Genomic DNA, 20,008 nt, shown 5'->3' with positions numbered 1-20,008 from the left:
GGTGTACTCGGCCTTCACCGCCTCCAACACCGCGCACGGCGGGCAGGAGTCCACCATCCTGGCGCTGAGCAACACCTTCTACCACTGGGGCGGCGGGTGAACAGCTTGCCCCAGTGGGGCCGCGGGTCGAAGGGGGCGAGGGTCCGCTCGACCAGATCGATCGCCGGGAGCACGGTGGCGACGTCCCTGATCCAGGTGAAGTGCACGCCGACGCTGTCACGGTCGCGGAAGGGGCTGAGCCACAGGTCGTCGGCGGCGATCGTACGCACCTCCGAGATCTGCAGGGCCGGGCGGACGCGGTCGCCGACGGCGTACAGCTCGCGCAGCGCGGCGACCGCGTGCGCGCGGGGCAGCAGGAACTCCGACTGGAGCTCGTCGCCGGCGCCGCTCGGCGGGGCGTCGGGCCGGAAGTGCGGCAGCCGCTCGTGCCAGGGACCCGGCACGCCTAGCTGCGTGGTGCAGGCGTCGGCGGGCATCCCGGGCAGCGGGTGGCGGGGTTCGGGGGCGGGGCGGGTGCCGTGCCAGGAGCCGGCGGTGAACTGCTCGCGGCGCTTGAGCCAGATCCGGGTGTCGCGCCAGTCGGTGAACAGGCTGACGCTGTAGCCGTTCGCCATGATGTCGTCGAATCCGTCGAGCGCGTCGGGCGTCAGGCCCTCGCGGACGTACTGGCGCAGCTCGAAGGCCGGTACGAGGTCGAGCGTCAGCGTGTGGACGACGCCGAGGGCGCCCAGCGAGACGACCGCGCCGGCGAAGTCGTCGTCTCCGCGCGACAAGGACAGCAGCGAGCCGTCGGCGGTGACCAGCTCCAGCCCGGACACGGCGGCGGCCAGGCAGCGGTTGGCGTCGCCGGAGCCGTGCGTGCCGGTCGCGACCGAGCCGGCGACCGAGATGTGCGGCAGCGAGGCCAGGTTCTCCAGCGCGAACCCGGCCGCGTGCACCGCCTCGGCCAGCCGCGCGTACGTGGTGCCGGCCGCGACCCGGACCGTGCGCGCCGCGCTGTCGATCTCGATCGTCGCGGGCATGCGGTCGAGCACCACGAGGTCACCGGTGGTGTCGGCGACGTCGTTGAAGGAATGACCGCTGCCCAGGGCCCGCACCCGGTCGCTTCCGGCCACCAGGCCGCGCAGCTCGTCGAGCGAGGCGGGATGGTGGACGGCCCGCGCCCGGAAGGCGGTGTTGCCCGCCCAGTTGGTCAACATCACGGCTTCACCCTATTCATCCGGTTTCCCTTGCCGACTCCCCCGCCCGTCACTACGTTCGGCCCCGTGCTGTATCTGTCCGAGGCCATGGGCCTGGCCACCCTCGTGTTGTGGCTCTACTGCCTCTTCGACGTGATCACCACGCCGGACGCGGTCTGCAGGAACCTGCCCAAGATCGTATGGGTGCTGGTGGTCCTGCTGTTCCCGCTGGTCGGCTCGGTCATCTGGCTCGTGGCGGGCCGTCCGGAACGCGCCCCGCAGGCGGCCTCGCGCCCGAGCGCGTTCCCCGAGTACGACCGCCCGGGGCGGTTCGCCGCCACCGACCCCGACGACGACGCCGAGTTCCTGCGCCGCTGCCGCGAACGTGCCGAGGAGCAGCGCAGGAACGCCCCGAAGAAGCCGCCGGAGGACTAGAAGCCCTGGGCGAGCCGGTAGTACGCCTGGTTCCAGCGCAGTTCCTTGGTGAACTGCGCCGTCGTGGTGTCCTTGTCGATCACCAGCAGCTCCACGCCGAGCATGTCGGCCAGGTCGGTCAGCTCCTCGCGCCCGACGGCCGTGGACAGCACGGTGTGGTGCGGCGCCCCGGCGGTCAGCCAGGACTCGGTCGAGGTGCGCAGGTTCGGCCGCGGCGACCAGACGGCGCGGGCCACGGGCAGCTTCGGCAGCGGCTGCGGCGGCGCGACGACGTCGATCTCGTTGGCCACCAGGCGGAACCTGTCGCCCATGTCGGCCAGGCCGACGACGATGCCGGGGCCGGGCGCGGCGTCGAACACCAGCCGCACCGGGTCCTCCCGCCCGCCGATGCTCAGCGGGTGGATCTCGCACGACGGCGTCCCGGCGGCGATGGACGGGCAGACCTCCAGCATGTGCGCGCCGAGGATGAGCTCGTTGCCGGGCGTCAGGTCGTAGGTGTAGTCCTCCATGAACGACGTGCCGCCCGGCTTCATGGCCTTGAGGGTGCGCAGCAGGACCGAGGTCTTCCAGTCGCCCTCGCCGCCGAAGCCGTAACCGTCGGCCATCAGGCGCTGCACGGCCAGGCCGGGGAGCTGGCGCAGGCCGCCGAGGTCCTCGAAGTTCGTGGTGAAGGCGCGGAAGCCGCCGCGCTCCAGGAAGCCGCGCAGGCCGAGCTCGATCCTGGCGGCGTACCGCAGCGACTCGTGGCGCTCGCCGAGCAGCTCGGGGGCCACCCGGTACAGCTCGGCGTACTCCTTGACCAGTGCCGACACGTCGGCGTCGGAGGCCGCGTCCACGGCCTCGACCAGCTCGTTGACGCCGTAGGTGTTGACCGAGACGCCGAAGCGCAGCTGCGCCTCGACCTTGTCGCCCTCGGTCACGGCCACGTCGCGCATGTTGTCGCCGAAGCGGGCCAGCCGCAGCGCCCGCACCTCGGCCACGCCCCTGGCCGCCCGCGCCCACGCCTCGACGCGCGCGCCGACGGCCGGGTCGCTGACGTGCCCGGCGACGGTCTTGCGCGGCACGCCGAGCCGGGTCTGCACGAACCCGAACTCGCGGTCGCCGTGCGCGGCCTGGTTGAGGTTCATGAAGTCCATGTCGATGGAGCTCCACGGCAGCTCGACGTCGGCCTGCGTGTGCAGGTGCAGCAGCGGCTTGCGCAGCGCGTCGAGGCCGGCGATCCACATCTTGGCCGGGGAGAAGGTGTGCATCCAGGCGATGACGCCGGCGCACTCGTCGTCCGCGTTGGCCTCCAGCATGACGCGCCTGATCGCGGCGGCGTCGGTCAGCACGGGCCGCCACTGCACGGGCACGGGAAGCTGCTCGGCGATGCGCCGCGACTGCTCGGCCACCTGGCTCAGCGTGTCCTCGCCGTACAGTCCCTGGCTGCCGGTCAGAAACCAGATGTTCAACGCGGGCTCCTCTGTCCGTAGACGTTCTGATAGCGGTCGTACAGGCGGTCGATGTGGGCCGGGCCGATGGGCAGCGGCGTGCCGAGCTGCCTGGACACGTGGACGGTGCGGGCCACGTCCTCGCACATCACGGCGGCCTTGACGGCGGCCTTGGGGTCCTTGCCGATGGTGAAGACGCCGTGGTTCTGCATGAGGACGGCCGGCGAGCGGTGCCCCTTGAGCGTCTCCACGACGCCCTGGCCGATGGAGTCGTCCCCGATCAGCGCGAACGGGCCGACCGGGATCTCGCCGCCGAACTCGTCGGCCATCGCCGTCAGCACGCACGGGATGGGCTCGCCGCGGGCCGCCCACGCCGAGGCGTAGGTCGAGTGGGTGTGCACGACGCCGCCCACCTCGGGCATCTCGCGGTAGACGTAGGCGTGCGCGGCGGTGTCGCTGGAGGGCGCGTGGGCCCCCTCGACGAGGTTGCCGTCGAGGTCGCAGACGACCATGTTCTCCGGGGTCAGCTCGTCGTAGGAGACCCCGGACGGCTTGATGACGAACAGCTCCTCGCCCGGGACGCGGCCCGAGACGTTGCCCGCGGTCCACACGACCAGCCCGTAGTGCACCAGTTCGGCGTGCAGCCCGGCGACGGTCGCTCTCATTGCCTCGTGGTTCACTTGGCGGCCTCGTTCCTGATCGCGCGGAGGGTGTGCAGCATGCGCCCGTCCCCGAAGTGGTCGTGCAGCTCGCGGTACTGGGCGTACAGGCGGTCGTAGGCGTCGGCGCGGGCCTCGTCCGGCACGTACGCCGCCCGCGTGCGCTTGCCCATCGCCGCGGCGGCCTCCTCGATGCCCGGGTAGGCCCCGGCGGCGACGGCCGCGTGCACGGCCGAGCCGAGCGCGGGGCCCTGGTCGGAGCCGATGACCGACAGCGGGCGGCGCAGCACGTCGGCGTAGACCTGCATGAGGAAGCGGTTCTTCAGCAGCCCGCCGGCGACCACGAACTCCTCGACCGGCACGCCGGACTTCTCGAACGTCTCGACGATCATGCGGGCGCCGTACGCGGTGGACTCGATGAGCGCGCGGTAGACGTCTTCGGGCCTGGTCGCGAGGGTCTGGCCGACGATCACGCCGGACAGGTCGTGGTCCACGAGCACCGAGCGGTTGCCGCCGAACCAGTCGAGCGCGACCAGCCCGTGCGCGCCGACGGCCTGGCGTTCGGCCAGCTCGGTCAGGCGCTCGTGGCCGTCGGTGCCGAAGGCGTCGACGTACCAGGCGAAGATGTCGCCGACGGCGGACTGGCCGGCCTCGTAGCCCCACAGGCCGGGCACGATGCCGTCCCGGACGACACCGCACATCCCGGGCACCTCGGCCAGCCGGTCGCTGGGCATGATGTGGCAGGTGGAGGTGCCCATGATGGCCACCATCTGGCCGGGTCGCACGGCGTCCGCGGCGGCGGCGGTGACGTGGGCGTCCACGTTGCCGACGGCCACGGCGACGCCCTCGGGCAGGCCGGTCCATCCGGCCGCCCGCGCCGTCAGGACGCCGGCCAGGCCGCCGAGGGGGGCCAGGGTGACGCCGTCGACGTCGTCGCCGACCACGCCGGTGGCCAGTTTGCCGGCGAAGCCGGAGAAGCCGGGGTCGAGCGCGGCGAGGAAGTCCTCGGAGGGGTAGCTCCCGTCCTGGAAGACGCCCTTGTAGCCGGCGGTGCAGATGTTGCGGCTCTCGACGCCGGACAGCTGCCAGACGATCCAGTCGGCCGCCTCGATCCAGCGCTCGGCCCTGGCGTACACCTCGGGGGCCTCCTCCAGGACCTGCAGGGCCTTGGCGAACTCCCACTCCGAGGAGATCTTGCCGCCGTAGCGCGGCAGCCAGCTCTCGCCCCGCCGCGCGGCCAGCTCGTTGATGCGGTCGGCGTGCGGCTGGGCGGCGTGGTGCTTCCACAGCTTCGGCCAGGCGTGCGGCTGCTCGGGCGTCTCGAAGCACAGGGGCGTGCCGTCGGCCGTGGTCGGCAGGACGGTGCAGGCGGTGAAGTCGGTGCCGATGCCGATCACGTCCTCGGCGGCGACCCCGGCGGCGGCCAGGGCCCCGGGCACGGCCACGCGCAGCACGTCCAGCCAGTCGCTCGGCGACTGCAGCGCCCAGTCGGGGCCGAGCCGCACGCCGGTGCCGGGGAGCGTGTGCTCGATGACGCGCTCGGCGTACTCGTGGACGGCGCTGCCCAGCTCGGCGCCGTCGGACACGCGGACGACGACCGCGCGCCCCGACAGCGTGCCGAAGTCCACTCCGACCACGAACTTGTTAGCGTTCACATTGCACTCCAGAGAGTTGTCTGTTCGCCTGCCGGCTATCGGGCCGGCGCGGTGCTGGACCTGACGACGAAGCTGGGACGCACCACCATGCGCTCGTACGCCGCCGGCCCGGCGTCGATCTGCCGCAGCAGCACCTCGATGCAGTGGCGGCCCACCACGTCGAAGTCCTGCCGGACCGTGGTGAGCGGCGGGGAGAAGAACTCGGACTCGGGGATGTCGTCGAAGCCCACGACGCTGATCCGCCCGGGGACGGGCACCCCGGCCTCGCTGAGCGCGCGCAGCACGCCCAGCGCCATCTGGTCGTTGGCGGCGAACACCGCGGTGACCCCCTCCATCCCGGCCAGGCGCCGGCCGGCCGCGTACCCGGCGCGCGGGCTCCAGTCGCCCGGCAGCGGCTCGGGCACCGGGCGGCCGGCCGCCTCCAGCGTGGCCCGCCAGCCCTCGACGCGCCCCTCGGTCTCCAGCCAGTCGGACGGCCCCGCGACGTGCCAGACCGTCTCGTGGCCCAGGTCGAGCAGGTGCTGGGTGGCGAGCCTGGCGCCCTCGACCTGGTCGATGCAGACCGCGGAGACGTCGGCGCCGTGCGCGCCCTCGACCACGACCGCGGGCACCCCGGCCGGCAGGCTCTCCAGGGCGGAGGCGGCCGAGCGCTGCGGCGCGACCACCACCACCCCGTCCACGCTCTGCTCGGCCAGGTAGTCGAGCGCGTCGCGGACGCTGGCCGCGTCGATCGACTTCAGGCTCACGATGCTGACGAAGTAACCCGCGGTCCTGGCCGCCTGCTCGATGCCGTAGACCATGCTGGCCGGGCCGTACAGGGTGGTGTCGAAGCTCACCACCCCGAGGGTGCGCGACCGCTTGGTGACCAGCGCGCGGGCGACCAGGTTGCGCCGGTAGCCCAGCCGGACGATCGCCTCCTCCACCCGGGCACGGGTGTCGGCCCGGACGTTCGGGTGGTCGTTGAGCACCCGTGAGACCGTCTGGTGCGACACGCCGGCCTCCTTGGCCACGTCGGCCATGACCGGCGGACGCGGCCTGGGGCTCGGTACCACGGGTTCTCCTTTCGCGGGGCTTGCCGGGCCTGCGGTGGTCAGCGGGAGGCGCCGGCGCGCCGCTTGGTCCACACGTCGAACGCGACGGCGGCCAGCAGCACGGCGCCCTTGACGAGCATCACGCGCTCACTGGGCGAGCCGATGAGCGACATGCCGTTGTTGATGACAGCCATGATCAGACCGCCGGTGATCGCGCCGACGACCTTGCCCACGCCGCCCTGGACGGCCGCGCCGCCGATGAAGGCGGCCGCGATGGCGTCCAGCTCGAAGCTGTTGCCCGCGGTCGGGCCCGCCTGGTTGAGCCGGCCGGCGAAGATGATGCCGGCGACGGAGGCCAGCACGCCCATGTTGACGAAGATCCAGAAGACCACCGACTTGACCTTGACGCCGGACATGACCGCCGCCTGCAGGTTGCCGCCGATGGCGTAGATCTGCCGGCCGAAGACCGTGCGGTTGGCCATCAGCGAGTACGCCAGCACCAGCGCGGCCAGCAGCACCAGCACCCACGGCAGGTTCTTGAAGCGGGCGAGCTGCACGACCAGGAACAGGATCAGCGCGGCGCCGGCCGCCATCTTCAGCGCGAAGACGGCCATCGGCTCGACCGACTGGCCGTAGCCCCTGCGGGCGTTGCGGGTGCGCCACTGCGCGGCGACCATGCCGCCGATCGCGACCAGGCCGATGAGCAGGCTGAACAGGTCGGCGCCGCCCAGCGGGCCGAGGCCCACGTTGCCGAGGTAGCCGTCGGTGAAGCCGTTGGCCAGCGTGCGGACCTGGTCGGGGAACGGGCCGATGCCCTGGTTGCCGAGCACGGTCATGGTGAGCGCGCGGAACAGCAGCATGCCGGCCAGGGTGACGATGAAGGCCGGGATGCCGAAGTAGGCGATCCAGTACCCCTGCCAGGCCCCGATCAGCGCGCCGGCGGCGACCGTGATCAGCAGGGCCAGCGGCCACGGCAGGCCCATGTTCACCATGAGCACGGCGGCCAGCGCCCCGGTGACCGCCACCACCGAGCCGACCGACAGGTCGATGTGCCCGGCGATGATGACCAGGATCATCCCGATCGCCAGGATCAGGACGTAGGAGTTCTGGACGATGATGTTGGAGATGTTCTGCGGCTGGAGCAACGCGCCGTCGGTGAGCACCGAGAACAGCACGATGATCAGCGCGAAGGCGATGTAGATGCCGCTCGAACGCAGGTTGACCGACAGGCCGCCCAGCGACACCCGGCCGGGCCGCCGCGGCGCTCCCCCGTCGCCTCCCGCGCCGACCTGCACGTCGGCGGGCGTGATGCTGCTCATCGGAGCTACTCCTGTCCCTTGGTCATGAGATGCATGAGGCTTTCCTGGGTGGCCTCCCGGCGGGGGACCTCGCCGGTGACGCGACCTTCGGAGAGCGTGTAGATGCGGTCGCACAGGCCGAGCAGCTCAGGCAACTCACTGGAGATCACCAGCACGGCCTTGCCCTGGTCGGCGAGGCGGTTGATGATCGTGTAGATCTCGTACTTGGCGCCGACGTCGATGCCGCGGGTGGGCTCGTCGAGGATGAGCACGTCAGGTTGCGTCAGGATCCACTTGGAGAGCACGACCTTCTGCTGGTTGCCGCCGCTCAGCTTGCCGACGACGCTGTTGACGCTGGGCGCCTTGATGTTCATGCTCCGGTGGAACTCCTCGGCGACCTTGTACTCCTCGTTCTCGTTCACCCAGCCGCGCCGGGCCAGGCCCTTGAGCCCGGCGGCGCTGATGTTGCGCTTGATGTCCTCGATGAGGTTGAGGCCGTACCGCTTGCGGTCCTCGGTGGCGTAGGCCAGGCCGTGGCGGATCGCGTCCTGCACGTTGCGGATCTCGATCGGCTCGCCGTCCTTGAAGACCTTGCCGGAGATGTGCACGCCGTACGTGCGGCCGAACAGGCTCATCGCCAGCTCGGTGCGCCCGGCGCCCATCAGGCCGGCCAGGCCGACGATCTCGCCCCTGCGCAGGGTGAGCGAGGCGCCGTCCACGACCTTCCGGCCGGGCTGGCTCGGGCTGTGCACCGTCCAGTCCTCGATCCGCAGCACCTCCTCGCCGATCGTCGACTCGTGCGGCGGGAAGCGGTTGTCCAGCGCGCGGCCGACCATGCCGGAGATGATCCGGTCCTCGGTGACGTGGTCGGTGGCCATGTCCAGGGTCTCGATCGTGCGGCCGTCGCGGATGATCGTGACGGAGTCGGCGATCGCGGTCACCTCGTTGAGCTTGTGCGAGATGATCACGCAGGTGATGCCCTCGTCCCGCAGGCCGCGCAGCAGGTCGAGCAGGTGGGCCGAGTCGTCGTCGTTGAGCGCGGCGGTCGGCTCGTCGAGGATGAGCAGCTTCACCTCCTTCGACAGCGCCTTGGCGATCTCGACGAGCTGCTGCTTGCCGACGCCCAGGTCGGAGACCGTGGTGGTGGGGTTCTCCTGGAGGCCGACGCGGCGCATCAGCTCGGCGGCCTCGTAGTTGGTGCGGTTCCAGTCGATGAAGCCGCGCCTGGCGCGCTCGTTGCCGAGGAAGATGTTCTCCGCGATCGACAGCTGCGGGCTGAGCGCCAGCTCCTGGTGGATGATGACGATCCCGGCGTGCTCGCTGTCGCGGATGCCGGCGAACTCGCAGCGCGCGCCCTCGAAGGTGATCTCGCCCTCGTAGTCGCCGTGCGGGTAGACCCCGGACAGCACCTTCATCAGCGTCGACTTGCCGGCGCCGTTCTCGCCGCAGATGGCGTGGATCTCGCCGCGCCGGACGGCCAGGTTGACGTCCTGCAGCGCCTTGACACCGGGGAACGTCTTGGTGATCCCGCTCATCCGCAAGATGTGCTCGGTCATATGCCCCTCGCTCAGGTGTGGGAAGTGCCCCCGGGGGACCGCGGTCCCCCGGGGCGGGCCCTTACTTGAGCTGGTCCTCGGTGTAGTAGTTGCCGCCGACGATGATCTCCTTGTAGTTGCTCTTGTCCACGATCACCGGGTCGAGCAGGTAGGAGGGGACGACCTTGTTGCCGTTGTCGTAGTCCTTGGTGTTGTTCACCTCGGGCTTGCCGCCCTTGAGGACCGCGTCGGCCATCTTCACCGTCTGCTCGGCGAGCTTGCGGGTGTCCTTGAAGATGGTGGAGTACTGCTCGCCGGCGATGATCGACTTGACCGAGGCGAGCTCGGCGTCCTGGCCGGTCACGACGGGGTAGGGCTGGCCGCTGGTGCCGTAGCCGGAGCTCTTGAGCGCCGACAGGATGCCGATGGACAGGCCGTCGTACGGGGACAGCACGCCGTCCACCTTGGTGCCGCCGGTGTAGGTCTTGGTGAGGATGTCCTCCATGCGCTTCTGGGCCGTGGCCGGGTCCCAGCGCAGGATGGCGGCGGTCTTGAAGTCCTTCTGGCCGCTCTTGACCAGCAGGGTGCCGTCGTCGATCTTGGGCTGGAGCACCGACATGGCGCCGTTCCAGAAGAACGTGGCGTTGTTGTCGTCGGGCGAGCCGCCGAACAGCTCGACGTTGAACGGGCCCTTCTTGCCGTCGTCCACGCCGAGGCCCTTGAGCAGCGAGGTCGCCTGCTGCACGCCGACCTTGAAGTTGTCGAAGGTGGCGTAGTAGTCGACGTTGGGGCTGTTGCGGATCAGGCGGTCGTAGGAGATGACCGGGATCTTGGCGTCGGCGGCCTGCTGGAGCTGCGAGGTGATCGCGGTGCCGTCGATCGAGGCGATGATCAGGAGCTTGGCGCCCTTGGTGATCTGGTTCTCGATCTGGTTGGCCTGCGTCGGGATGTCGTTCTCCGCGTACTGGAGGTCGACCTTGTAGCCCAGCTGTTCGAGCTGCTGCTTGACGTTGTCGCCGTCGTGGATCCACCGCTCGGACGACTTGGTGGGCATCGTGACGCCGATCAGGGCGCCCGCGCCGCCGGCGGCGGCCGACGTGGAGGCGTCGGCGTCGACCGTCTTCTGGCTGGAGCCGCAGGCCGTCATGGTCGCGGCGAGCGCGATGGCGGACACCACGCCCCCGATACGTCCCAACCTCATGTGGCACTCCTTGCAATGGGGGTTGCGGCAGCGGAATGTGAGCGTTAACTGCCGATCTTGCAGAGGACTCAGTCACAGAACGTGCCGAATCAGAACAAAGTTCTCGCTTCGTTCCCGCCGATTGTTATCGCTAACAAAGACGATGTCAACGGTTGAGCATAACCTCACGGAAACCTTTAGGTAACTTTCGCGGCAGTCTCCTCGCAGGTCAGCGCCTTGGGCGCGCGCTGAAGATCCGTTGCAGCACGATGAAGACGAAGAGCAGCAGGCCGATGAAGATCTTGGTCCACCAGGAGCTGAGCGTGCCCTCGAAGCTGATGATCGTCTGGATCAGGCCGAGCACCAGCACGCCGAGCACCGTGCCGAGCAGGAAGCCGCTGCCGCCCGTGAGCAGCGTGCCGCCGATCACCACGGCGGCGATGGCGTCCAGCTCCATGCCCACGGCGTGCAGGCCGTAGCCCGAGAGCATGTAGAACGACAGCAGCACGCCGCCGAGCGCCGAGCAGAAACCGCTCACCGTGTAGACCGTGATCTTCGTCCGGCCCACCGGCAGCCCCATGAGCAGCGCCGACTGCTCGCTGCCGCCCGTCGCGTACACGGCCCGGCCGAGCCGGGTGTAGTGCAGCACGTACGCCGCCACCAGCACGACCCCCACCGCGATGAGCACGCTCGGCGAGATCCACAGCCCGGCGAACAGGTCGATCCTGGTCTGCGCGAACGCCGTGAACGTCGGGTCCTCGATCGGGATCGAGTCCGTGCCGATCGTGTAGCACAGCCCCCGGGCCAGGAACATCCCGGCCAGCGTCACGATGAACGGCTGGATGTCGAAGGCGTGCACGATGTACCCCATCACCAGCCCGAGCCCGGACCCGACGGCCAGCACCACCGGCACCACCACGTACGGCGGCCACCCCGGCCCCGACATCAGCGACGCCGAGATCATCGTGGACAGCGCCACCACCGACCCCACCGACAGATCGATGCCCCCGGCCAGGATCACGAACGTCATCCCCACCGCCACCACCAGCAGGAACGCGTTGTCGATGAAGACGTTGAGCACCACCTGCCCGCTGGCGAACCCCTCGTACCGGAGGCCGCCGACGACGAACATCGCCACGAACAGGCACGCCGTCACCAGCACGGGCAGGTGGCGGGCCGGCAACGCGACCCGGCCCACGGTCATGGTCGTCACAGGGTCACCCGCACTTTCTCCTCGGGGGCCGGGCTGGGCGGCGCGCTGCCGCCGCGCCGGCGCAGCGCCTTCGCGCGGAACGACGGCGACTGCACGAGACAGACCGCCGTCACGACCAGCGCCTTGAACAGCAGGGTCGTCTCGGGCGGCACGCCGATGGAGTAGATCGTCGTGGTGAGCGTCTGGATGACGAGCGCGCCGGCCACGGTGCCGCCCAGCGAGAACCGGCCGCCCGACAACGAGGTGCCGCCGATCACCACGGCCAGGATCGCGTCCAGCTCGATCCACAGGCCGGCGTTGTTGCCGTCGGCGCTGGAGACGTTCGAGCTGATCAGGATGCCGGCGATGCCCGCGCACAGGGCGGCGAAGGCGTAGACCATGATGACGATCCCGCGCGACCTGATGCCCGCGAGCCGGCTGGCCTCGGCGTTCCCGCCGACCGACTCGATCAGCAGGCCCAGCGCCAGCCGCCGGGTCAGGAACGCGGTGACCGCCAGCACGACCGGCACCAGCAGCACCCCGAACGGCACCGCCAGCAGATACCCGCCGCCGATCAGCTTGTACGACGGACTGTTGACCGTGATGATCTGCCCGTCGGTGATGAGCTGGGCCAGGCCGCGCCCGGCCACCATGAGGATCAGCGTGGCGATGATCGGCTGGATGCCCGCCTGCGCGACCAGGAACCCGTTCCAGGCGCCGAGCAGCAGGCACAATCCGAGCGCGAGCGCCACGGCGGCGAGCACGCCGGCGTCCTCGCTGATCCGCAGGCAGGCCAGCGCGCCCGAGATCGCCACCACCGAGCCCACCGACAGGTCGATGCCGCCGGTCGCGATGACCAGCGTCATGCCCAGCGAGACCAGGATCAGCGGCGCGCCGAAGCGCAGGATGTCGATCAGGCTCCCGTACAGGTGCCCGTCCCTGACCTGGACCGACAGGAAGCTGGGGGTGAAGAACACGTTCAGGGCCAGCAGCAGCGCGAGCACCGCCACGGGCCACAACAGCCGCCGCATCAGGGCCGCCCTCCGCTCGCGATCGTCTCCATCAGCACGTCCGTGGTGAGGGCTTCGTCGTTGGGCAGCTCGGCCACCAGCCGCCGGTCGCGCAGCACCTCGACCTTGTGGCTGAGCCGCAGCACCTCCTCCAGTTCGGCGGAGATGAACAACACCGCCATGCCGCCGTCGGACAGCTCGGCGACCAGGCGCTGGATCTCGGTCTTGGCCCCGACGTCGATGCCGCGGGTGGGCTCGTCGAGGATGAGCAGCCGGGGCTCCAGGATGAGCCAGCGCGCCAGCAGCACCTTCTGCTGGTTGCCGCCGCTCAGGTTCCGCACCAGGTGCTCGGGGTTGGGCGGGCTGATCCGCAGGGCCTTGACGTACCTGGCGACCAGCTCGTCCTGCTGTTCGCGCGGCACCGGCCTGGTCCAGCCCCGGGTGGCCTGGAGCGCCAGGATGATGTTCTCGCGCACGGTGAGGTCGGGGATCAGGCCGTCCTCCTTGCGGTTCTCCGAGCAGAAGGCGATCTTGTGGTTCATCGCCGCGCGGGGCGTGCGCAGCGCGGCGGGCGCGCCGCCGACGGACAGCTCGCCGCCGCTCGCGTGGTCGGCGCCGAACAGCAGCCGCGCGACCTCGGTACGCCCCGAGCCGAGCAGCCCGGCCAGCCCCACGACCTCGCCCTCGTGGATGGTGAGCGAGAACGGCTCGACGGCCCCGGCCCGGCCCAGCCCGCGCACCTCGACCAGCGGGCGGTCGAAGACCCTGGCCTCGCCGTGCAGGCGGTCGAGCGCGGCCAGCTCCTGGCCGATCATCTTGGCGACCAGATCGAGCTGGGGCAGCTCGCGGGTGAGGTACTCGCCGACGAGCCGTCCGTTGCGCAGGATCGTCATACGGTCCGAAATTTCGTAGATCTGGTCGAGAAAGTGGGAGACGAAGAGGATGGCGATGCCCTCCTCCTTGAGCCGCCGCATCACCCGGAAGAGCTGCCGCACCTCGTCGGCGTCCAGGCTGGAGGTGGGCTCGTCCAGGATCAGCACCCGGGCCTCGATGTCGACCGCCCGCGCGATGGCCACCATCTGCTGCACCGCCGGCGAGTACGCCGACAGCGGCGCCGAGACGTCGATGCTCAGGTCCAGCCCGCTCAGCAGCTCGCCGGCCCTGGCCCGCACGCGTCTCCAGTCGATGCGCCCGAGCCTGCGCGGCTCGCGGCCGATGAAGATGTTCTCGGCCACCGACAGGTTCGCGCAGAGGTTGACCTCCTGGTAGACCGTGCTGATGCCGCCCCGCTGCGCCTCGGCCGGGCCGGCGAAGGCGACGGGCCGCCCGCCCAGCTCGATCGTGCCCGAGTCGGCGGGATGCACGCCGGTGAGCACCTTGATCAGGGTGGACTTGCCGGCGCCGTTCTCGCCCATGAGCGCGTGCACCTCGCCGGGCAGCAGCCGCAGGTCCACGCCGTCCAGGGCCTTGACCCCGGGAAACTGTTTGCCGATCCCGTTCATCGTCAGGACCGGCACGGGTGCGGCCATGCGCCTCCCCTTCCGCCTGAAGGGGCCGGGCCACCGGGCCCGGCCCGCACGATCAGTACTGACGGCTGGACAGGACCTGCTTGGCCTGCTCCTGCGTGAACGCGGTCTCCTCGGTCACCACCCGGGCCGGCACCTGCTCGCCCTTGACGACCTTCTTGGCCAGGTCCATGAGCTGCGGGCCGAGCAGCGGCGAGCACTCGACGATGTAGTTGATCTTTCCGTCGGCCAGGGCCTGCATGCCGTCCTTGACGGCGTCGACCGTGATGATCTTGATGTCCTTGCCGGGCACCTTGCCCGCGCCCTCGATGGCCTCGATCGCGCCCAGGCCCATGTCGTCGTTGTGGGCGTAGAGCACGTCGATGTCCGGGTTGGACTTCAGGAAGGCCTCCATGACCTCCTTGCCCTTGGCCCGGGTGAAGTCGCCGGTCTGCGAGGCGATCACCTTGAACTTCGGGTCGGCGCCGATGACCTGGGCGAACCCGGCCTTGCGGTCGTTGGCGGGGGCCGAGCCGGTGGTGCCCTGGAGCTCGACGATGTTCACCGGGTCCTTGGCGTCCTTGTACTCCTGCACCAGCCACTGACCGGCCTTCTTGCCCTCCTCGACGAAATCGGAGCCGAGGAAGGTCTTGTACAGGGAGGTGTCCTTGGAGTCGACGGCGCGGTCGGTCAGGATGACCGGGATCTTCGCGTCCTTGGCCTCCTTGAGCACCGTGTCCCAGCCGGACTCCACCACCGGCGAGAAGGCGATGACGTCCACCTTCTGCTGGATGTAGGAGCGGATGGCCTTGATCTGGTTCTCCTGCTTCTGCTGGGCGTCGGAGAACTTGAGCGTCACGCCCGCGTTCTTGGCCGAGTCCTGCACGGACTTGGTGTTCGCGGTGCGCCAGCCGCTCTCCGCGCCGACCTGGGCGAAGCCCATGGTGATCGAGCCGCCGCCGCTGCCGCCGCTGCCGCCACTGCCTCCGCCGCAGCTCGCCACCGACATCGCGGTGAGCCCGGCGAGCACCAGCGCCGAGATCCTTCTGAACACGTGGGGGGTTCCCTTCTCATGTGAGCGCTAACAACCGAACCCGGCTGCCGGCGCCTTCCTGCCTCGGGGGCCTGCGCGGTCCCGTCGGGCCGTGCCCGTCTCGCGTACCGGCGACCGCGGGGCGCCAGGAGACGGGCCGCCACCTCGCCTCCTCGGCCGCGACCGAGGGGAGACGGCCCCGGACCGATCCCGCGACCGCTCCTTTCCTGGCTTGGCCACGACTGTGAACGTTAACAAGCACATCCGTCAAGGGCCCTCCGCATCACGGTCACGTCACGCCGGACACCCCTTGACTCCAGGGGTGTTCCCTCCCTAACGTGACGCCGATCACCTTTGTTAGCGGTCACTTCGACTGGTAGCGCTAACAACCCCCTCGTCCGAGGAGCCCCCCATGAAACGAACCGTCCCGGCGCCGGGAAGCCCGCGGCCTCCCGGCCCGCCGCCGTCCGTCCTCAGACCGGTACGACGCGGTGGTGGGTGGTGATCCGGCCGTCGTCGTCCAGCACGTGGAAGACGAGCCCCGGCGGGAGTTCGTAGTCGGCGCAGTCGGCCAGCGTGGTCGCGCCCTCCCACGGCAGCCGCAGCGTGGACACCACGCCGGGCGCGGCGAGCAGCGGGCGGCCGGCGAAGGTGGTGGCCGCCGCGGTGTGGGCGTGGCCGACCAGCACGGCCGTCACGTGCGGGTGTCCGGCCAGCAGGCCGGCGAGGCGTTCCGGGGTCCGGAGCATGATCGTGTCGACCGGCGAGTGCAGCGTCGCGGGCGGGTGGTGGAAGGCCACGAACACCGGCAGGCCGCGTTCCGCGCCGAGCACGCCGTCGAGCCAGGCCAGCGTCTCGTCGTCCAGGTGGCCCTCGGGCCGGCCCGGGACTGAGGAGTCGCACAACACGTAGACGGCCCCGCCGGTGCGGTGGACCCGGTTGACCGGCCCAGACGCGGCCGGCTCGGCGAGCAGCACCCGCCGGAACTCCTCCCGGACGTCGTGGTTGCCGGGGCACACGAGGACCGGGTGGCGCGAGGTCAGCAGCTTGCGCGCCTGCTCGTACTCCTCGGGCAGACCGTGGTCGGCGATGTCGCCGGTGACGAGCACCGCGTCGAGGTCGTACGGGAGGGCGTCCAGATAGCGCATGACGGCGTCGGCGCGCTCGACCGACCGCTCCGAGCCGCCGAGGTGGATGTCGCTGAGATGGGCGATCACGAGCATGGGCAGAACTTCCTTTCGAGGTACGCCCTCGACGGTAGCCGCCCACCGGCCCACCCGTAAGATCCGGTTTTATGGCGAAACATTGGGCCAGTTCCGGAGTTGACCTGCATCTGGAGCTCGATCCCGCACTCGGGCGGCGGCGGGCCGTCGAGGACGCGCTGCGCGCCGCCGTCCGCGACGGGCGGCTGCCGACCGGCACCCGCCTGCCCTCGACCAGGGCGCTCGCGGCCGGGCTCGGCCTCGCCCGCGGCACGGTGAGCGCCGCCTACGACCAGCTCGCCGAGGAGGGCTACCTCACCACCCGCCCGGGTTCGGGCACCGAGGTCGCCGACGCCCTCCCGCCCGCCCCCGCGCCGATCGGCTCCCCTTCCGTCGCCGGGCCGGCGCAGCCGGTGCACGACCTTCGTCCCGGGCAGCCGGACGTGTCGGCCTTCCCCGCGCGCGCCTGGCTGCGGGCCACCCGCCACGTGCTCGCCGCGGCCCCCGCCGACGTCTTCGGCCCCTGCGACCCCCGGGGCCGGATCGAACTGCGCACCGCGCTGGCCGGCTACCTCGGCAGGACCCGCGGCGTGCGCACCACCCCCGACCGGATCGTCGTCACCACGGGCTTCGTCCAGTCGCTCAACCTGCTGGCGGGCGTGCTCGGCGCGGGCCCGATCGCCATGGAGGACCCGGGCCACGACTTCTACCGCGAGGTCCTGCGCCGCGCCGGCCGCACGATCGTCCCCCTCCCGGTGGACGAGCAGGGCGCCCGGACCGGCGACCTCACGTCCGGGGTGGCGGCCGCCGTGCTGACCCCGGCGCACCAGTACCCGACCGGCGTCCCGCTGGCCCCGGCGCGCCGCCGCCTGCTGCGCGAGTGGGGCGGCCCGGTCATCGAGGACGACTACGACGGCGAGTTCCGCTACGACCGCCGTCCCGTGGGCGCCCTCCAGGGCACGGCCCCCGACCAGGTCGTCTACTGCGGCACCACGTCCGAGTCGCTCTCCCCGGCGCTGCGCCTGGGCTGGATGGCGCTCCCGCCCGCCCTGGTGGGCCCGGTCGCCGAGGCCAAGCTGCACGCCGACGCCCACACCGGGGTGCTGGGCCAGCTCGTCCTGGCCCGGCTGATCGACGTCCACGACTACGACCGGCACGTCCGCGCCGCGCGGCTGCGCTACCGCCGCCGCCGCGACCTGCTGCTGTCGCGGCTCGGCCCGGGACCGGACGCCCCGCTGCCCGGCGCGCGCCTGCCCGGCGTGGCCGCCGGCCTGCGCGCCCTGCTGCTGCTCCCGCCGTCCGGGCCGGCCGAGTCCGCCGTGCTGGCGGCCTGCGAACGGCGCGGCATCGCCCTGCGCGGCCTGAGCCCGCTGCGCCAGACGCCCGGCCCCGGCGGCCTGCTGATCGGGTACGCCGCCCCCTCCGAACGCGCCTTCCCCGCCGCCCTGGACGCCCTGGCCGACGCTCTGACCTGGGCATCCGCCGAGGGAAGCGCCTCCAGCGCCGAGAACCCCGATATTTTCGGCCTTCCGGGGTAGTTGACCGGCTCTCACCGACCTCGACGGAGGAGTCCGATGAGCTGGAGCTACCGCAAGACGATCAAGCTGGGCCCGGTCCGGCTGAACCTGTCCCGCGGCGGCGTTGGACACAGCTGGGGCAACCGGCTGTTCAGGGTGACGCGTACCGCCGACGGCCGCCGTACGCTGTCGGTCAATCTGCCCGGCGGCTTCCACTGGCGCAAGACGCTCAGTGGGCGCTGACCCCCCGCCGGAACGACGGGCCGGAGGCGCGCGGCCTCCGGCCCGTTCCCGTCTTCCCGGGACGCCGCCCGGATGATGATCTGTAGGCATGAACGCCCATATGACCCCCGAGGAGTTCCGCCGCCACGGCAGGCAGGTCGTCGACTGGATCGCGGACTACATGGCGGGCATCGAGTCCCGTCCGGTGATGTCACGGGCCGAGCCGGGGGACGTCCGCCGCGCGTTGCCCGCCGAGCCGCCCGAGCACGGCGAGCCGTTCGAGGCCGTCCTGGACGACCTGAACACCATCCTGCTGCCCGGCATCACCCACTGGCAGCACCCCTACTTCTTCGCCTACTACCCCTCCAACTCCAGCGGCCCCGCCATCCTCGGCGACCTGCTCTCCAGCGGCCTCGGCGTGCAGGGCATGTTGTGGGTCACCAGCCCCGCCTGCACCGAGCTGGAGACCGTGGTGGTGGACTGGCTGGCGAGCCTGCTCGGCCTGCCCGCGCACTTCAGGACCGACGCGCGCGGCGGCGGCGTGATCCAGGACTCGGCGTCGAGCGCCTGCCTGGTGGCGCTGCTCGCCGCCCTGCACCGGGCGAGCGGCGGCCGGGTCACGCGCACGGGCGTCGCCGAGCGGTACACGATCTACGTCTCGTCGCAGACGCACTCCTCGCTGGAGAAGGCCGCCCGCGTCGCCGGCCTCGGCTCCGACGGCGTCCGGGTGGTGGACGTGCACCCCCGTACGCTGGCCATGGACCCGGGACGGCTGCACGAGCTGATCGCGGCCGACAAGGCCGCCGGCGCGGTCCCCGCGATGGTCTGCGCCACCGTCGGCACCACCTCCTCGGCCGCCGTCGACCCGGTGCCGGAGATCGGCGAGGTGTGCCGCGAGCACGACGTGTGGCTGCACGTGGACGCCGCCTACGCCGGGGTCGCCGCCGTCTGCCCCGAGTTCCGCGGGCTCAACGACGGCGTGGCGGAGTACGCCGACACCTACTCCACCAACCCGCACAAGTGGCTGCTGACCAACTTCGACTGCACCGTCCTGTGGACGGCCGACCGCGCCCCCTTGCTCGGCGCGCTGTCGATCCTGCCGGAGTACCTGCGCAACGCCGCGACCACGGCCGGCTCGGTGGTCGACTACCGCGACTGGCAGATCCCGCTGGGCCGCCGGTTCAGAGCGCTGAAACTGTGGTCGGTGATCCGCTGGTACGGCGCCGAGGGCCTGCGCGCCCACATCCGCAAGGGCGTCTCCCTGGCCCAGCACCTGGCCGCCCTGATCGCCGCCGACCCCGCCTTCGAGCTGCACGAGCCGCACCCGCTCGGCCTGGTCTGCTTCCGCCCCCGCTGGCCCGGCCTGCCGCCCGCCGACGCCGACGCCGCCACGCTGCGCCTGATGGAGACCCTGAACGCCGGCGGCTCCCTCTACCTGACGCACACCGCGATCGGCGGCCGGATCGTGCTCCGCATGGCCGTCGGCGGCCCCGCCACAGAACTCCGCCACGTCGAACGGGCCTGGGCCGACATCCGCCAGGGCCACGCCACCCTGGCCCGGGAGACCGACCGCGACGACTAGATCGGCAGCCCCGCCTGGGCGGCCAGCGTGCCGAGGACCCTGGCGAGCACGGCCCGGTCCCGCGGGCCGAGCCCGCCGGTCAGCTCGGCGTCGAGCTCCAGCGTCACCTCCAGGCACCGGCCGAGCAGCGCGCGCCCCTCGGCGGTGAGGTCGAGGAGCTGACGCCGCCGGTCGCCGGGGTCGCGCACCCGGGAGATCGCGCCGAGCCGTTCGAGGTGGTCGGCCAGCGTCACCACCAGGCTCGGCGCGACGCCCATGGTCTTGGCGACGTCGAGCTGCGAGGCCGCGCCGCGCGCCTCCAGCAGGGTCATCAGCCCGACGTGCTTGGGCTTGAGGTCGAGCGG

At 71.3% G+C, this 20,008-nt stretch carries 18 protein-coding genes; 4 read left to right on the top strand and 14 right to left on the bottom strand.

What is annotated here, in order from left to right:
* Positions 1–14 precede the first annotated feature (14 nt).
* The gene (locus ACWCSD_RS24920) at positions 15–1,199 is read right to left on the bottom strand and encodes an FAD-binding protein (RefSeq protein ID WP_449918247.1); all 1,185 of its coding nucleotides are present in this window, start codon (positions 1,197–1,199) and stop codon (positions 15–17) included.
* Between the two features lie 66 nt (positions 1,200–1,265).
* Here ACWCSD_RS24920 and ACWCSD_RS24915 point away from each other — a divergent pair, with 66 nt between their 5' ends.
* On the top strand, positions 1,266–1,613 hold the full coding sequence (locus ACWCSD_RS24915) for a PLDc N-terminal domain-containing protein (protein ID WP_387663450.1): 348 nt from the start codon (positions 1,266–1,268) through the stop codon (positions 1,611–1,613).
* Here ACWCSD_RS24915 and araA read toward each other — a convergent pair.
* From araA to ACWCSD_RS24855, 12 genes are all read right to left on the bottom strand, one after another.
* Positions 1,610–3,064, bottom strand: coding sequence for an L-arabinose isomerase (araA, locus tag ACWCSD_RS24910; protein WP_358284047.1), 1,455 nt, complete (start codon positions 3,062–3,064; stop codon positions 1,610–1,612). The genes ACWCSD_RS24915 and araA overlap by 4 nt on opposite strands.
* Entirely contained in the window at positions 3,061–3,708 is a 648-nt protein-coding gene (locus ACWCSD_RS24905) for an L-ribulose-5-phosphate 4-epimerase (RefSeq protein ID WP_449918243.1), read from the bottom strand. The genes araA and ACWCSD_RS24905 overlap by 4 nt, the downstream gene beginning before the upstream one ends.
* A gap of 11 nt (positions 3,709–3,719) precedes the next feature.
* Positions 3,720–5,339 (bottom strand): ribulokinase, encoded by a 1,620-nt coding sequence (gene araB, locus ACWCSD_RS24900; protein WP_449918251.1) that lies wholly within the window; start codon positions 5,337–5,339, stop codon positions 3,720–3,722.
* 53 nt (positions 5,340–5,392) lie between these two features.
* The gene (locus tag ACWCSD_RS24895) at positions 5,393–6,376 is read right to left on the bottom strand and encodes a LacI family DNA-binding transcriptional regulator (protein ID WP_358285920.1); all 984 of its coding nucleotides are present in this window, start codon (positions 6,374–6,376) and stop codon (positions 5,393–5,395) included.
* 71 nt (positions 6,377–6,447) lie between these two features.
* Entirely contained in the window at positions 6,448–7,707 is a 1,260-nt protein-coding gene (gene mmsB / locus ACWCSD_RS24890; RefSeq protein WP_397163142.1) for a multiple monosaccharide ABC transporter permease, read from the bottom strand.
* 5 nt (positions 7,708–7,712) lie between these two features.
* Entirely contained in the window at positions 7,713–9,242 is a 1,530-nt protein-coding gene (gene mmsA, locus ACWCSD_RS24885; RefSeq protein WP_358284042.1) for a multiple monosaccharide ABC transporter ATP-binding protein, read from the bottom strand.
* 61 nt (positions 9,243–9,303) lie between these two features.
* Positions 9,304–10,422, bottom strand: coding sequence for a multiple monosaccharide ABC transporter substrate-binding protein (gene chvE, locus ACWCSD_RS24880; protein ID WP_352326442.1), 1,119 nt, complete (start codon positions 10,420–10,422; stop codon positions 9,304–9,306).
* A 208-nt stretch (positions 10,423–10,630) separates the two neighbouring features.
* The gene (yjfF, locus tag ACWCSD_RS24875) at positions 10,631–11,605 is read right to left on the bottom strand and encodes a galactofuranose ABC transporter, permease protein YjfF (RefSeq protein ID WP_358285917.1); all 975 of its coding nucleotides are present in this window, start codon (positions 11,603–11,605) and stop codon (positions 10,631–10,633) included.
* 5 nt (positions 11,606–11,610) lie between these two features.
* A complete protein-coding gene (locus tag ACWCSD_RS24870; RefSeq protein ID WP_352326440.1) occupies positions 11,611–12,624 on the bottom strand; it encodes an ABC transporter permease in 1,014 nt (337 codons plus the stop codon).
* Positions 12,624–14,132 (bottom strand): sugar ABC transporter ATP-binding protein, encoded by a 1,509-nt coding sequence (locus tag ACWCSD_RS24865; RefSeq protein WP_449918240.1) that lies wholly within the window; start codon positions 14,130–14,132, stop codon positions 12,624–12,626. The genes ACWCSD_RS24870 and ACWCSD_RS24865 overlap by 1 nt, the downstream gene beginning before the upstream one ends.
* A gap of 52 nt (positions 14,133–14,184) precedes the next feature.
* Complete coding sequence (locus tag ACWCSD_RS24860) at positions 14,185–15,162, bottom strand: ABC transporter substrate-binding protein (RefSeq protein WP_449918238.1); 978 nt, start codon at positions 15,160–15,162, stop codon at positions 14,185–14,187.
* 452 nt (positions 15,163–15,614) lie between these two features.
* Entirely contained in the window at positions 15,615–16,364 is a 750-nt protein-coding gene (locus ACWCSD_RS24855) for a metallophosphoesterase (protein ID WP_387663441.1), read from the bottom strand.
* A 71-nt stretch (positions 16,365–16,435) separates the two neighbouring features.
* Between ACWCSD_RS24855 and pdxR the strand changes: the two genes are divergently transcribed.
* From pdxR to ACWCSD_RS24840, 3 genes are all read left to right on the top strand, one after another.
* Positions 16,436–17,881 (top strand): MocR-like pyridoxine biosynthesis transcription factor PdxR, encoded by a 1,446-nt coding sequence (pdxR, locus tag ACWCSD_RS24850; protein WP_449918235.1) that lies wholly within the window; start codon positions 16,436–16,438, stop codon positions 17,879–17,881.
* A 36-nt stretch (positions 17,882–17,917) separates the two neighbouring features.
* Positions 17,918–18,103, top strand: a complete 186-nt coding sequence (locus ACWCSD_RS24845; RefSeq protein ID WP_352326433.1) for a DUF4236 domain-containing protein — start codon at positions 17,918–17,920, stop codon at positions 18,101–18,103.
* An 88-nt stretch (positions 18,104–18,191) separates the two neighbouring features.
* Positions 18,192–19,664: a pyridoxal-dependent decarboxylase gene (locus ACWCSD_RS24840; protein WP_449918231.1), complete on the top strand. Its 1,473-nt coding sequence runs from the start codon at positions 18,192–18,194 to the stop codon at positions 19,662–19,664.
* On the opposite strand, the gene ACWCSD_RS24835 is transcribed toward ACWCSD_RS24840, so the two are convergent.
* Positions 19,661–20,008 (bottom strand): MarR family winged helix-turn-helix transcriptional regulator (locus tag ACWCSD_RS24835; RefSeq protein WP_449918228.1); only part of this gene is annotated, 348 nt, incomplete at its 5' end. The genes ACWCSD_RS24840 and ACWCSD_RS24835 overlap by 4 nt on opposite strands.

It is taken from the genome of Nonomuraea sp. NPDC001684, from assembly GCF_053596515.1.
This window is presented reverse-complemented; position numbering and strand designations above follow the sequence as displayed.